Origin of the sequence: Phenylobacterium sp. (assembly GCF_036677185.1) — a bacterium.
GTDB lineage: Bacteria > Pseudomonadota > Alphaproteobacteria > Caulobacterales > Caulobacteraceae > Phenylobacterium.
Genome location: NZ_JAKFEN010000028.1, coordinates 164206 through 178315 on the forward strand (window position 1 = coordinate 164206; position 14110 = coordinate 178315).

At 63.9% G+C, this 14110-nt stretch carries 10 protein-coding genes and 1 tRNA gene; 9 read left to right on the plus strand and 2 right to left on the minus strand.

The window, feature by feature from the left end; translation table 11 throughout:
- The first annotated feature begins 13 nt into the window (after window positions 1-13).
- The 4 genes from V6M51_RS17795 to V6M51_RS17810 all read left to right on the plus strand — a co-directional run bounded on the left by V6M51_RS17795 (window position 14) and on the right by V6M51_RS17810 (window position 5368).
- Window positions 14-1849: an acyl-CoA dehydrogenase C-terminal domain-containing protein gene (locus tag V6M51_RS17795; protein WP_332769311.1), complete on the plus strand. Its 1836-nt coding sequence runs from the start codon at window positions 14-16 to the stop codon at window positions 1847-1849.
- 49 nt (window positions 1850-1898) lie between these two features.
- Window positions 1899-2666: an SDR family oxidoreductase gene (locus tag V6M51_RS17800; protein WP_332769312.1), complete on the plus strand. Its 768-nt coding sequence runs from the start codon at window positions 1899-1901 to the stop codon at window positions 2664-2666.
- Window positions 2667-2747: 81 nt separating this feature from the next.
- Complete coding sequence (locus V6M51_RS17805; protein ID WP_332769314.1) at window positions 2748-5060, plus strand: molybdopterin-dependent oxidoreductase; 2313 nt, start codon at window positions 2748-2750, stop codon at window positions 5058-5060.
- Between the two features lie 119 nt (window positions 5061-5179).
- Entirely contained in the window at window positions 5180-5368 is a 189-nt protein-coding gene (locus tag V6M51_RS17810; protein ID WP_332769315.1) for a hypothetical protein, read from the plus strand.
- A gap of 669 nt (window positions 5369-6037) precedes the next feature.
- Here V6M51_RS17810 and V6M51_RS17815 read toward each other — a convergent pair.
- Window positions 6038-6143, minus strand: a tRNA-Lys gene (locus V6M51_RS17815).
- A 246-nt stretch (window positions 6144-6389) separates the two neighbouring features.
- Between V6M51_RS17815 and V6M51_RS17820 the strand changes: the two genes are divergently transcribed.
- Window positions 6390-7091: a helix-turn-helix domain-containing transcriptional regulator gene (locus tag V6M51_RS17820; RefSeq protein WP_332769316.1), complete on the plus strand. Its 702-nt coding sequence runs from the start codon at window positions 6390-6392 to the stop codon at window positions 7089-7091.
- 241 nt (window positions 7092-7332) lie between these two features.
- Here the strand turns inward: V6M51_RS17820 and V6M51_RS17825 are convergent, their stop codons facing one another.
- A complete protein-coding gene (locus tag V6M51_RS17825; protein ID WP_332769317.1) occupies window positions 7333-9081 on the minus strand; it encodes an ABC transporter ATP-binding protein in 1749 nt (582 codons plus the stop codon).
- 434 nt (window positions 9082-9515) lie between these two features.
- Here V6M51_RS17825 and V6M51_RS17830 point away from each other — a divergent pair, with 434 nt between their 5' ends.
- The 4 genes from V6M51_RS17830 to V6M51_RS17845 form a co-directional block, all read left to right on the plus strand.
- The gene (locus V6M51_RS17830; protein WP_332769318.1) at window positions 9516-9680 is read left to right on the plus strand and encodes a hypothetical protein; all 165 of its coding nucleotides are present in this window, start codon (window positions 9516-9518) and stop codon (window positions 9678-9680) included.
- A gap of 32 nt (window positions 9681-9712) precedes the next feature.
- Window positions 9713-10189, plus strand: a complete 477-nt coding sequence (locus V6M51_RS17835) for a crossover junction endodeoxyribonuclease RuvC (protein WP_332769320.1) — start codon at window positions 9713-9715, stop codon at window positions 10187-10189.
- Window positions 10190-10438: 249 nt separating this feature from the next.
- Window positions 10439-11827, plus strand: coding sequence for an AMP-binding protein (locus V6M51_RS17840; RefSeq protein ID WP_332769326.1), 1389 nt, complete (start codon window positions 10439-10441; stop codon window positions 11825-11827).
- Between the two features lie 554 nt (window positions 11828-12381).
- The coding region (locus V6M51_RS17845) for a condensation domain-containing protein (protein ID WP_332769322.1) at window positions 12382-14110 on the plus strand (1729 nt) is incomplete at its 3' end.

A 14110-nucleotide genomic window follows, 5' to 3' on the forward strand; every position in this document is an offset into this window, starting at 1 on the left:
ACGGACAATCCCCATGACGACCTATTCGCCGCCCATCGACGACTACCTGTTTCTGCTGCACGACGTCCTGCGCATTCAGACGCGGCACGACATCGCCGGCTTCGCCGACCTGGAACCGGACCTGACGCGGCAGATCCTGGAAGGGGCGGGCGTCTTCCTGCGAGAAGTGTGGCAGCCGCTGAACCAGGTCGGCGATGAAGAGGGCTGCCGACTGGAGAACGGCGTGGTGCGCACGCCCACCGGCTTCGGCGAGGCCTATCGCGGCTACTGCGAGGCCGGCTGGAACCGGCTGAGCGCCCCGGAGGCCTTCGGCGGCGCCGGCCTGCCGGGGGTCATCTCGCAGGCGGTCTACGAGATGAGCTCATCGGCCAACGCCTCGCTGGCGCACTATCCCGGCCTGACCAACGGCGCCTGTTCGAGCCTGACGCTCACCGGCGCGCCCTGGATGCTCGAGCACGTCGTTCCGCGGATGGTCAGCGGCGAATGGTGCGGCACCATGTGCCTGACCGAGCCGCACTGCGGCACGGACCTGCGGCTGATGAAGACCCTGGCCGTCGCCCAGCCGGACGGCTCATACCGGATCACCGGCGCCAAGATCTTCATCTCCGGCGGCGACCACGACCTGACCGAGAACATCGTCCACCTCGTGCTCGCCAAGCTGCCCGACGCGGAGGGCCGCTATTCGGACGATCTGGCCACCGTGAACCTGTTCATGGTTCCGAAGGTGCTGATCGACCTCAAGACGGGCGGATCGGGTGTGCGCAACGGCGTCACGGTGGGTAGCCTCGAGAAGAAGATGGGGCTGAAGGGCAGCGCCACCTGCGTCCTGAACTTCGACGACGCCGTCGGCTACCGGCTGGGGGAGACCAAGACCGACGCCGCGCCGGGGTCGAAGTCCGCCGCCATGAGCGGCATGTTCCACATGATGAACCATGCCCGCCTGGGCACCGGCCTGGGCGCGGTCGCCGCCGCGGAGGTCGCCTATCAGAACAGCGCGCTCTACGCCCAGGAACGGCGATCCGGCCGCGCGATCGCCCCGGCGGATCGCACCGAGGCGGCGGCGGACCCAATCATCGTCCACCCGGACGTACGCCGCATGCTCCTGCAACAGCGCGCCTTCGTGGAGGGCGCGCGAGCCGCCGCGCTTTGGGTCGCCGAGCTCCTGCATGAGGAACAGGCCGGCGCTGAGCCGGCGCAGCGGCGCCGAGCGGCAGGCCTAGGACAACTGCTGACACCCGTCATCAAGGCCTACTTCTCCGACCGCGGGTTCGAGGGGACCAACGCCGCGGTCCAGGTGTTCGGCGGCCACGGCTATATCCGCGAGAACGGCATGGAGCAGTTCGTCCGCGACGCCCGGATCTACCAGCTCTACGAAGGTTCCAACGGCATCCAGGCGTTCGATCTGGTGGCGCGGAAGCTGCCGTCGGACGGGGGCGCGACGGTCACCGCGTTCCTCGACGAACTCCGCGTGATCGCTGCTTCGGCCGAGACGTGCTCCGCAACGCTCGATCTCTATGCTGGAAGCCTGCTCCGTGGCGTCGAGGCTATCGAGGACGTGGTGACCTGGCTGCGGCAGACCGCCCCGGAACGCGGCGAGACCCTGGGCGCGGCTTCCTATGACGTGCTCAACCTGTTCGGTGTGGTGTTGGTGGGCGCCTTTTGGCTCCGCATGGCCGTCGTCGCCGAAACACAGCTCGCCGCCGGCGAAGGCGATCCGATCTTCATGCGCCGCAAGCTGGTGCTCGCCCGCTACTGGTTTGAACGCGAAATGCCCGCCGTCGACACGTTCGTTCGGCGCGCTCAGTCCGGCGCCGACGGGCTCATGGTCCTCGCGGCCGACGCCTTCTGACGGCAGCCGCTTCCTCCTCAACTCTCTGCAGATATCCAGGACGACCCAAATGACGACGACCCAACTCTTCGATCTCACGGGCAAGACCGCGCTCATCACCGGCGGCTCCCGCGGGCTCGGCCTGCAGATCGCCGAGGCTCTCGGCGACGCTGGCGCGCGCTTGGTCATCTCCTCCCGCAAGGCCGCCGACCTGGAGACGGCCAAGGCCCATCTCGAAGCGCGCGGCGTCACCGTCGACTATGTCGCGGCCGACAACGGCAAGGACGAAGACCTGCTGCGGCTCGCCGACGAATCCATCGCCAAGCTCGGCCGGGTGGACATCCTGGTGAACAACGCCGGCGCGAACTGGGGCGCGCCCGCCGAGGACTATCCGATCGAGGCCTGGGACAAGGTCATGAACCTGAACATCCGCTCGCTCTTCGTCCTGTCGCAGCAGATCGCCAAGCGTTCGATGATCCCCAACCGCTACGGGCGGATCATCAACCTGGCCTCGATCGCCGGCCTGCGCGGGTCCACCGGAGTGATCGCCTACAACACGTCGAAGGGGGCGGTGGTGAACTTCACCCGCGGCCTGGCCGCCGACTGGGGTCCGCATGGGATCACCGTCAATGCCCTGGCCCCGGGCTGGTTTCCCTCGAAGATGACGGCCGGCACCTTGGAGTCCAAGGGTGTCGATCACTTCGCCAATGCCGCGCCGCTGCGGCGCATCGGCGACGATCAGGACCTGAAGGGCGCGGCGCTGCTCTTCGCGTCGGACGCCGGCAAGCACATCACCGGCCAGATCCTGGCTGTCGACGGCGGGGTGAGCGCGGTCTGACGCGGGACCAGCACTCGGCTGCGGCAGGGGCCATCATACGCATACGTGAATGTCGGCTAACATATAGATTGGAGGGCGGGGATGACCGCCGTCGAGACCCACAAGACCGCCTGCATCCTCTGCTACGTGAACTGCGGCCTGGAGGTCGAGGTTCAGGGGCGCCAGATCACCAAGGTCCGCGGCGATCGCGACAATCCGAGGTCCCGCGGCTACCTCTGCCAGAAGGCGGGCCGCATCCCGTTCTACACCAACAACACCGCTCACCGGCTGACCACGCCGCTGCGGCGCACGCCGGCGGGCGACTTCGAGCCGATCGACTGGGACACGGCGATCGGCGAGATCGCCGAGAAGCTGAACGCGATCCGGGCCGAGCACGGGGGTTACGCCTTCGGCTTCTACGGCGGCGGCGGGCAGGGCAACACCCTGGGCGGCCCCTACGGCCTGGCGCTCTCCAAGGCGATGGGATCCTCCATCTTCTACAACGCCTTGTCGCAGGAGAAGACCGGCGACTACTGGGTCAATGGCGAGATGTTCGGCGCCCAGAACTGCCACACGGCCGAGGACGTCGACCACACGGATCTGCTGGTGGTGATCGGCTCCAATCCCTGGATGGCCAACGGCTTCACCCGCGCCCGCGAGGCGGTCGCCGAGATCCGCAAGGACCCGGCCCGCAAACTCCTCGTCATCGATCCGCGGCGTACGGAGGTGGCGGAGCACGCCGACCTGCACCTGTGCCTGCGGCCGGGGACGGACGCCTTCCTCCTGGGCGCGATCCTGGCGATCATCGTGCGCCGCGGCGGGGAGGACCGCGCCTTCATAGCGGCCCACACCGAGGGCTTCGACGCGGTGCGGGACGCGCTCCTGGACATCCCAGTGGACGACTGGATCCGGGTCGCCGACGTCCCCCGCGCCGACGTCGAGGCGGCGGTGGACATGATCCTCACCGCACCGTCGATGACCGTGCGGGTGGACGTCGGGCTGCAACAGGCCCGCAATTCGACGCTGAATTCCTACCTCGAGAAGCTGCTTTTCCTGCTCACCGGAAACTTCGCCAAGCGCGGCGCCAACGGGCTCCACGCCTGGCTCGCGCCGCTGATGGGCCACTCCCGGCCCGATGACGTCGCGCCGGTCACGGGGCAGCTAAAGATCGCGGGCCTCCTGCCGCCCAACACGCTTCCCGCGCAGATCCTGACGAACCATCCCGAGCGCCTGCGGGCCTTCTTCGTGGACTCCGCGAACCCGGCCAACAGCGTGACCAACACCGCCCTCGTGGAGCAGGCCTTCCGGGCCCTCGACCTGATGGTGGTGATCGACGTCGCCATGACCGAGACGGCCCGGCAGGCCGACTATGTGCTGCCGGCCGCCAATCAGTTCGAGAAGTGGGAGAATAGCCTCTTCACCTACGAGTATCCCCGCAACTATTTCCATGTCCGCGCGCCGCTTTTTCCGCCGCTCGAGGGGACGCTCGTCGAGGCGGAGATCTATGCCCGGATCGTGCGCGCCATGGGGGACATGCCGGACGACCGGACCCTTGCAGAGCTGCGGACGCTCGCCGCCAACGACCGCCCGGCCTTCGCGCAGGCGTTCCGGGCGCTCACGCGCGGCGAGCCGAAATATGCCGCGATCGCCGCGGTGATCCTCTACGAGACCCTGGGCGCGACGCTCCCGGACGGGGCTGCGGCCGCCGCGCCCTGGTGGCTTCCCGCCCATCGCTTCGCCGCCGACTACGGCGAGGGCGTCCGCGGCGCCGGGATTCAAGGCGAGGGCTTCGATCTCGGGGAAAACCTGTTCGCCGCGATCCTGTCGGAGCGCTCCAGCGTCGCCTTCAGCGACCTGGGCTACGAAGGCTCCTGGAGCCTGATGAAGCATCCCGACCGGCGCGTGCGCCTGGCCGTGCCGGCGATGCTCGACTGGCTGCGACGTCTCGATCCCGCCGACGCCGAGCCCGATCCGGACTACCCGCTGATGCTGATCGGCGGCCAACGCCGCAACTACAACGCCAACCAGATCATCCGCGACCCACGCTGGCGCAAGACCGATCCGCATGGCGCCCTGCACCTTCATCCGGGCGATCTGGCAGCCACGGGCGGCGGCGCCGGGGATTGGATGGCGGTGGAAACCCGCGTCGGACGGGTCGTGGTCAAGGTCGAAGTGGACGAAAATCTCCGCCCGGGCCAGGCCTCGCTGCCCCACGGCTACGGCCAGATCTACGACACCCCAAGCGGCCGGGTGACGGTGGGCCCCCGGCTGAATGTGATCACGGACTGTGACGACTGCGATCCGATCGCCAAGACGCCGTACCACAAAAACGTCGCGATCCGCGTGAGCCGGGCGACCCCGAGCGAGGTCGAGGCGATGGAGCGCCAGGCGGCCCTGGTCGGCGAGGTCGCCTGAGGCGCGGCGCCGTCCGGGCAATCGCCGCCGCCCCTCATCGGGTAGGTCAGGGGAATGGCGCCCGGAGACGCCGGACCTTCACCTGGCTCATTGAGTTCTCGATTAGGATGTTGGATAACATGCAGATGATCGGCGGACTTCCCGGCCCGTTGGTCATCGATTGGTCACAGGGCCGGCCGGTTCGCCGGCGCGCCCTGTTTCCTTCCCCCGGCCCGCCTTCGGCCTTCGCCAAGGTTGGTCTGGACTACCTCGCCGGCGGCTTTCCCATAGGGCCGTCGGCGCTTTTCTCCCGGCCGGTGCGGGCATAGGCCTGGCGCGCCGACCCGAAGATGGCGAATACGGAGCCCGAACCCCCGGGCGACTTCGCCGGCCGCTCTCCGACCCACCGCCCTCATTGCGTGGCCTTGACCAGATGGGTCTCGAACCAACGGGCAGCGGCGTCGGCGACCAGATCCCGGGAAAGGTGAGGCCAACCCCATAGTGTCCTCCAGAGATCATCATGAGCTGCTTAGCGGCCGGAGACCTCCGCGGACAGGGGACGGGGGACGCGTCCATCAATGGGGTGCGGAACCGGCTCGCGGCCGTGCTGCCGACATTCGCTTGGCGCAAGGCTGGCCCGAGATGACGGCGCTGCGTGCCCGCAGACACATCGGACAAGGACGATCGGGCGCTGATCCGAGCCATCGTGCTGGCTAAGACCTGGGCCGGCGAATTGGAGCGCGGGGAGCTGGCTTCGATCAAGGCGCTCAGCGAACGAGACGGGCTCTGCGATCACCACACCGCCCGGCTGCCGCCGCTGGCGGCCGTCGAAAGGCACACTTCAGGAATGGGGCGGGAGAGAAAGGCGAAGAAGCCCGGTTCAAAGGCGCACAGAGAGCCATCTGCGACGGCGCGATCACGCTCGCCACCCCGTAGCCCTCGGGAATGGCGCGGAGATTTCAGGGTTCACGACCTAGCTGATCCGGGATCAGACTAGATGGTGGGTGCAGTAGGATTCGAACCTACGACCCGCTGATTAAGAGTCAGCTGTTCACTTGTCGCGATCAGATAGCCGGCGCTAAGCGCCACTTGGAATCCGCGCCCAGCACGACCTAGCACTGCGCAAGGGATTCGCCGACGATCTGACCCCAACGGTCGGCGTCAACAACGTCTTGACGAGCAACCGCCGTATAACTCGGAAATTCGCACAAGCCGCTTTTCAACCTAAGCTGACCGATACGATATTTTCGGCCGTCAGGCGTTCGTTGAGCTAAGGAAGGCTTCGCAAATTCCTATGGGCCTCGGAAGGGGGCGGGGCGACCCTCGCCGCTCCTTCATTTGGAGTCGCGCATGACCGCCGCCGATCCTCTGAGCGATGTTGAGCTGGGCCGCCGGCACATTGCGATGGCGTTCGCCAGTTGGGATAGCTTGAAGATTGGCCAGGCAGTCAAGGAGGTCGCACAGGCGCGCGGTGTGAGCAGCGTGGCGGCGGAAGCTGGCGTGACTCGCCAGTTTATTTATCGGCTCGGCGAAGAACCGAACATGCGTTTTCGCGATCTGCTTTCGGTGTTGAAAGTCCTTGGATGGGAGGTTGGTCCTGATCTCGGATGTTCAGGCGCAGCTGCCCGCAACATTCCATTGGATTCCGCGACGCAACATGATGCGTCACAGAGTAGAGATGAAGAGGTGGCTGCGCGAAGGCCGATCTGGCGGCTACGGGACGACGCGGAAGCGTGGGATCTCGTCGATCGGTGCCTGCGATCCGGTGATCCAGCGCAAGCATTGAAATCGCTACAGCAGGTCGCATTGGCGCATGGAATTCCGCAGGTTGCGAAGAAGGCAGGTCTGCGGAAGGAGACCTTGTATAGGGTCTTTCGTGACGGTAACGCCACAATGCGCGTGCTCCTTGCAATCCTCGGCGCCCTAGGAATGTCTCTGGCCCTCGGTGAGCGACTGAGCCGCGCGGAACCGGCGAGGCACTTAGAGTTGGTCGTCTCGCGGGCGCGCTTCCATACCAAGCGGTTGGCAAGCCGTGGAGATCCGCCAGAATAAATGATCTCGAGTCGCAGGTCCGCGGCTCAGTTGGGCAGCCGGGCATGCGAGCTTAGCGACGCTCCGTTGGTGGTAGGGCGACGCCCGACAAAGCAAATTCCAGTGAGCTTTGGCTCGCGGCCGCGTGTGGCGAGGCTTGGTCCACGTCTGAATTTCACATGCAGGTGCGGTAGCAAGGCCGCAGAACTTGAGCGTGGCGCCTGCTACGAGCCATCGATTCCCGGAACAGCGCTCACATCGCTTACACCGTTTCGACTTGATTCTTGGAGGTCTGGGCGCGCCATAATTGCCTATAGAGACCGGGCTCGACCATGAGCTCGGCATGACGGCCTCTTTGGACGATACATCCCCTATCAAGTACCAAGATTTCATCCGCTTCGCTCACGGTCGCGAGGCGATGGGTCACGATCAAGGTAGTGGTTGATTGAGCAATGTTCCGCATCGCCGCCCAAACTGCCTGCTCGGTCGAGGGATCCAACGCGGCAGTCGCTTCGTCGAAAATGACGAGTCTCGCCCGCTTGAGTGCGGCGCGAGCGATTGAAATGCGTTGCTTCTCACCTCCAGAGAGCTTGAGCCCGCGTTCACCCACTAGGGTCTCCAAGCCCTCCGGCAGCTGAGCGAGTAGGTCGGAGAGCCGCGCCCGCTCGACCGCATCGTGAAGTTCACGGTCGTCTGGCCTCTCGGCAGCCAATCCGATGTTTGCGCGGATCGTATCGTTAAAGAGGATGGTATCCTGAGAAACGAGCGCGATCTGGCCGCGCAAGGCTCCAAGCGGTATGGCGGCGATCGACCGACCATCGAGGCGAATTTCGCCCTCGGTCGGTTCGAAGAAACGAAGCACAAGGCGAAGGAGTGATGACTTTCCCGCGCCTGACGGCCCGACGATCCCGAGGGTTGCTCCCGGAGATGCATGGAAACTAATGCCCTCCAGAATTTTGCGTTCGGATCCGTAAGTGAACGACACGTTCTCGAACGTGAGATCCGCCGGAGTGTTCGGCGTTCCGACATCTACGAGGGCGTCAGTGACTTCGGCCTCATGTCGCATGACGGTTCTCAATGCACCGAGATAAGCCAAGCTCTGCGCGATGTCGCGAAACGCGAACCCAAGGACCTCTAGCGGGCGCAGCAGTTGCAGAAGATAGGCATTGATCATAACCAGTCCGCCGAGGCTTAGCCGACCCGCAGCGACGCTATCGCCGGCGAGCAAATGGGTGGCGCCCATCGCGAGACAGAAGACCATTGCCACAGCCAAGCCGTTAACGAGTCGCCGGCGTAGAAAGAGCGCCCACTTCGCTTCCGTCTCCGCGAGGCTGCGGTCATGGCGAGCGACGAAACGGGCTTCCGCCGTGAACGCCTTAATCGTCTCGATGTTCATCAGGCTATCTGTCGTCGCCGCGCCAGTGTCGATCTGAGCGGTCGAAATCGCCTTGGCGGCCTCTCCTAGCCAGGTGACGCCCCAGGCGAAAACGACGGCGTAGGCCAGCATCGCAACAAGCACCGCCGTTGCGATGGCCGGGCCGAGGGCTGCTACCATAATCGTCGCTGCCAATAGCAGCTGCACTGCGATGGGAGCCACGCTCATCGCCAGATGAGCCAGGATCAGCCGCAGGCCGTTGGTGCCATTTGCGATCGTTTGGGTGTGAGCGCCGGCCCGACCATCGAGATGGAAGGCCAGGGGCAAGGCCAGCATGTGGGCGAAGGCCTGGTTGCTAAAGCGACTGATCAGGCGCTGTTCACCTCTGCCATAGGCGAAAGCTTGGATAGGCTCGCATCCTCGTTGTACGAGCAGAGCCAAGATATAGGCGCCGATCAGCCAGGCGAACGATTTGTACGGGGCGCCTGGCTCAAGCCCGTCGATGATGCGTTTGAGCGCAAGCGGCGCCAAGCTTGCTGAGGCACCCCCAACGCACACGAGAATGGCGGACGTCGTGAGCCAAACGACGGACGCTTGATCGCTTGATCGCTTGAGAATGCGCCACAAATCCCACATGTTCTTGATCGCTCCGCGTGCGCTAGTCTTGCGTCTGCGACCTTAGCGGGAAGCCGTGGGGCGGGCGAGGACCGTTCCGGGAAATGCGGGTCAGGTGAGCGTCTTCACAGTCGCCCCGCCCAGCCCTGCGCGAGCTGCTTCGAAATGTCTTCAGCCGTCGTCGGGCCGCGCCACCTTGTATCGAGAGGCCTGCGGCGACGAATCTGATGTGAGCCTCTGTCAAGCGATCCAGCGAGGGGGGGGCAGGCCTAGCCGGACTCGAAATCGGAGGGCTTCGCGCACGCGTGAGGGTGTTCATGGATTGTTCTTGACTGGATGTCTCCCGAGCGGCAACTTTCGTTGGAACGAAGGATTCCAGCGACCGGAGAACCCTTGCTTTGCGCCAGCGCCAGCCCAGAGAGCTAGACGTTCAGCTTTCATCTCGTGACAGGGCGATGAAGCTGGAGGGCCGCGCTGAAGCCCTCGGCGAAATCGCCGATGTCATAGTGGCGCTAGGAGAGCCCATACTGTCTTGGTCCGAATTCAGGCTCTGGATCGAAGGCGAACTCAACGATCTGCGGCTTGAATGTGATCTGCTGGCCCAAGACCTGAACGCGTGATGAACTGCTTGGGTCAGACGTCGGACCAGCGAATGGTTCTTGGGCTCCACTCTGGCTTGCACGGTGTCGGTTGGGGCGTCGTCTCTAGTTCCGAGAGCCGCTTGGCTTACGTAGCGCATGGGGCGATTAAGCCGCCCCCCTCCCTGGTAGTCCATAGACGCCTGTTCCTGATCTTCGAAGGTCTCGCCGAGGTCGCGGCGCTTTACCCCGCTCATGATGCGGCGATCGAGGCGGATCCGGAGATGGATGCAGATCGGGCGCTTGAATTCGGACAGGTTCGCGCTTCGGCCGTTGTCGCATTGGCGAAGGCCGGTCTCGCCGTATCGGAATACGCCTCGAGCGCGATGCGGCGAGCTGTTGCGGATAATCTGGCCGGACGCAATGGGATCGCATTCGCTGTCCGTCGCCTGTTTCCTGCGGCGCATGTGACCTGTGCGTACGCGGCAGCGGCGCTTGCTGTGGCAATGACGCATGCGACGGTCTGCCGAACCAGACTGTTCCCGTCCTGATGCTGGGCTCGAGCCGGTCGCCCCAAGGCCTCTCCTCGCCGCTAGGCCTTGGCGAGTAGCAATTTAGAGTTGCTGCGCTCGATCGGCACAGCTAAGGCTTCTTCTGCGCAGGCGACGCAGTCGCATGACAATTTTCCAGTTCGAACAGGGATGGGACTTACTGGCGATCGACAGCCAGGCCTCCCGCGAACCGGCTTAATAGCGAGCGACGGTTTCCAGATTTCCAAATAGAAGCGCCACGTGATCGAAATGCAAAACCCCTACTGGGTGAACTTGCAGCGCTTCGGTGATCGGACCGCTCTCATTGACGGCGCGACCGGCGAGAAGCTCACTTACCGAGCCTTAGCGGAAGCAACAGAAGGCGTCGCGCAGCACCTTGGGGATCACGAGAAAGGCCTTGTCCTGGCCTTATGCGACACCACGCTCCATGGCGCCGTGGCATTCATTGCAGCCCTTGCATCCAACCATGCTGTGTTCCTGGTCAGTCCACGGACCTCAGTAGACGAGCTCATGATGCTCGTTGCGCGCTTCCAGCCTAGTTTGCTCGTGGGTCCCTCAGCCGTCATTGGCGAACTCGCGCCGAACACGCCCAAGTCCCTAGAATTCGCCGGAGATATGGTCGTTGCACGGCCGCCGTCCAGGTCGACCAAACTTCACCCCGACCTTCGCCTGCTGCTTTCGACCTCCGGCTCCTCGGGTTCGGCCAAGGCTGTGCGCCTGTCGGAGCGCAACATCTGCGTGAGCGCATGGCAGGTCGCTTCGGCGTTGGGAGTGGAGCCTTCCCACCGAGCTTTGCTCACCCTTCCCCTATCGTACACATTCGGGCTGTCGGTCCTTTCCAGTCACCTGCTCTGCGGCGCCAGCGTCGTTCTGGAAAATCGTTCCATCCTGCAGCGTTCGGTGTGGGAAGCATGCACCCACCACACCCCCACGACGATGGCCGGCGTGGCGTTCACCCTCGAGATGCTGATGAAGATCGGATTCGGCGACAATCCCGCCTCCTCGATCACTACCCTTACGCACTCAGGCGACGCTCTGAGCCCAGAGCTATTGAGTTGGTTGTGCTCCCTCTCGCCTCGAATCCGCACGATTCGAATGTATGGCATGACAGAGGCGACCTCCCGGATCTCGGTCTTGCCGTCGGGCGAACTGGACCAAAGTCCCGGCTTGGTTGGCTACGCCGTACCCCTAAGCGACATCACTATTTCTGCCGACCATGAAGTCATCGTCAGTGGCCCGAATATCATGATGGGTTATGCGAATGGCTGGCTGGATCTTGCGAGGGGCGATGATCTAGGCGGTGTTCTGCATACCGGGGACATGGGTCTCGTCGACGACCGGGGGCGGCTGTATTTGACGGGGCGCAAGAGCCGGTTCGTCAAGATCATGGGGGCTCGGCTCAGCTTGGATCTCTTGGAGGAACGGCTTGCCGCGGCTGTGCCGACGATTGTCACAGCGGATAGGGACATCGTCACGGTGACGATAGAGCGTGGCTTTGGCGGCTCGATGAACGATCACCTGGATAAGGCATGTCGGGCGTTGCGCCTGCCCCGGCACGTCTTCAAAATTGTCGAGGTCGACAGCCTTGCGCGAAATCCGAGCGGCAAGCTATCGCGCCGAGGGCTAAGCGACCAGTAGATCGCCCTGCAAGCGTCGCTTGGCCGGGTCGGTAAACGCCAATACCCGCAACGCTCGGATGATGGTGGGGTTCGACGCGATCCACGGTCGAATGAGGACTATAACCCTGACGTGCGTCTGGCGGGCGAAGCCTGCTCCCGGCCCAGCGCCGGCGCCTCGTGTTTCGTCATGATAGCGAGGCTCGCCTATAGCGCGAAAAACAATTCGATCAAGGACAAGCGTCACGGTTGCAATTGTCATTCGTCTCAATCAGGATCGAAGACGATCTTTCCGCCAAGGCCGGTTCGATGTGTCGTCTAATCCCCTCCCGGTGAGGGGTGGATTCTGTATGTGAGGTGGGTGGTTAAATAACGGGTGTATGGGAGCGTCGTAAAAAGTATAGAGCTAATAGTTTCTCGGCCGCTTCAGTACGCTAGAGACCATTCGTGTGTCCTTGTTATATTTGTAAATGAACTGGTAGTCGCATGGGGGGTGGGATTATTTCGTCGGACGCGCACGTAAATATTGAGAATAGCTTGGCGCTAATCTGGTGCGATGTTCTGAGAGTTGGAAGTGTGGCGCCCGATGATGATTTCTTCGACCTCGGGGGCGACTCCCTGGCCGCCGTGCAAATGTCCGCGCGGTCGCGCGAAATATTCGGCGTTGAAGTTCCCGTACAGGTGTTATTCGATGCGCCGCGTTTGGGGCAGCTATCAGCGTGGCTGATTGAGCAACAACGCAGGGCGCGAGCCGAAGTTGAGAGTCCGCTCGGCCTTGTTGTCGTAGGCTCGGCGGCCGACGACCCGAATAGGTTGATCAGGCATAGCGAGAGACCTCCAGCCCCACGACTGGGTGACGACAGGGACGTTTCCACGCTTCCCCTCTCATTTGGCCAGGAACGGCTCTGGTTTCTGGACCAGATGGGACTGTCCGGCGCCGCCTACAACATGGGTCTGGCGGTTCGGTTGGAAGGGGCGCTCGACATCGCAGCGCTTGAAGCGACTTTGACCGAGCTCGTAAGGCGACACGAGAGCTTGCGCACCCGCTTCGAAAATCTGGATGGCGTCGGCGTGCAGGTAGTCGATCCCGCGGGCGTGACGAAGCTCGGGGTGGAAGAGTTAGGGCCACGTCAAGATCCGGCTGATCAGGAAGCACAAATTGCGACGTGGATCCGTGACCGCCGGAGCCAACGCTTCGACCTGGAACGCGGGCCCCCGTTTCGCGCGCAATTGTTGCGGCTGGAGCCGCAGGCCCATGTGTTGTCGGTGAGCCTACATCACATCGTCGCAGACGGCTGGTCGATGGGTGTCTTACGGCGAGAGCTCAGTGAGCTCTACCAGGCCCATCTGGAGGAGCGGGGCTCACAGCTTTCCGAGCCGGATCTGCGCTATGCGGACTATGCCCTTTGGCAAAGGTCCTGGTTGCAGGGTGAGACGCTGGGGCGTCAGCTGGACTACTGGCGTGAGTGCCTCTCGAATGCACCGCTGGTGTTGGAGCTCCCCACGGATCGGCCGCGGCCAGCGGCGGCGAGCTTCCAGGGGGCGTCGCATCGCTTCGAGTTGCCAGAGGAACTGACAACACGTCTGAGGGGATTGGCGCGGCGCGAAGGCGCGACGCTATTCATGGCGCTGTTGGCCGGCTTTCAGGCGATCCTTTCGCGCTGGAGCCGACAGTCCGAGGTGGTGGTGGGAACCTCGGTCGCCGGGCGCGCGCATCGCCAGTTGGAAGGGCTGATCGGGTTCTTCACCAACACGCTTGCGCTACGGACTCGAGTCGATGAGGGCGACAGCTTTCAGACGTTGCTGCGCCGAGTGCGGGAGACTTCGCTCGAGGCGTATGCGCACCAGGACATGCCATTCGAGAAGCTGGTGGCGGAGTTGGCGCCGTCGCGGGATCTGTCGCGAGCCCCGATCTTTCAAGCGATGTGCGTGCTGCAGAACGCACCGGCCGAGCCGCTGAATTTCGCAGGTCTGAAAACAACCGCTGTGTCCGATGACGTGGTGACCGTCAAACACGACCTAACGCTAATGGCTTGGGAAACCGGGCCCGGGCTGCGGTTGACGCTCGACTATGCGACCGAGTTGTTCGACGAGGCGACGGTGGCGCGGTTCGCCCAGCACCTTGTTCGACTGTTCGAACAGGTGTCGCAGGAACCAGAGTTGCGGCTTGCTGCGGTGGATCTGCTGTCGGCCGAGGAGCGCCACCAGGTTGTGGAGGCGTGGAACGCGACGGACGCGGCCTATCCCCGGGACCTGTGCGTGCATCAGCTGTTCGAGGCCCAGGTCCTGCGGGACCCGGAGGCGG

Excerpts from the sequence above, each read along its gene's own strand:
- V6M51_RS17795 (WP_332769311.1), top strand. The coding sequence starts at position 14 with ATGACGACCTATTCGCCGCCCATCGACGACTACCTGTTTCTGCTGCAC.
- V6M51_RS17800 (WP_332769312.1), top strand. The coding sequence starts at position 1,899 with ATGACGACGACCCAACTCTTCGATCTCACGGGCAAGACCGCGCTCATC.
- V6M51_RS17805 (WP_332769314.1), top strand. The coding sequence starts at position 2,748 with ATGACCGCCGTCGAGACCCACAAGACCGCCTGCATCCTCTGCTACGTG.
- V6M51_RS17810 (WP_332769315.1), top strand. The coding sequence starts at position 5,180 with ATGCAGATGATCGGCGGACTTCCCGGCCCGTTGGTCATCGATTGGTCA.
- V6M51_RS17820 (WP_332769316.1), top strand. The coding sequence starts at position 6,390 with ATGACCGCCGCCGATCCTCTGAGCGATGTTGAGCTGGGCCGCCGGCAC.
- V6M51_RS17825 (WP_332769317.1), bottom strand. The coding sequence starts at position 9,081 with ATGTGGGATTTGTGGCGCATTCTCAAGCGATCAAGCGATCAAGCGTCC.
- V6M51_RS17830 (WP_332769318.1), top strand. The coding sequence starts at position 9,516 with ATGAAGCTGGAGGGCCGCGCTGAAGCCCTCGGCGAAATCGCCGATGTC.
- V6M51_RS17835 (WP_332769320.1), top strand. The coding sequence starts at position 9,713 with ATGGTTCTTGGGCTCCACTCTGGCTTGCACGGTGTCGGTTGGGGCGTC.
- V6M51_RS17840 (WP_332769326.1), top strand. The coding sequence starts at position 10,439 with ATGCAAAACCCCTACTGGGTGAACTTGCAGCGCTTCGGTGATCGGACC.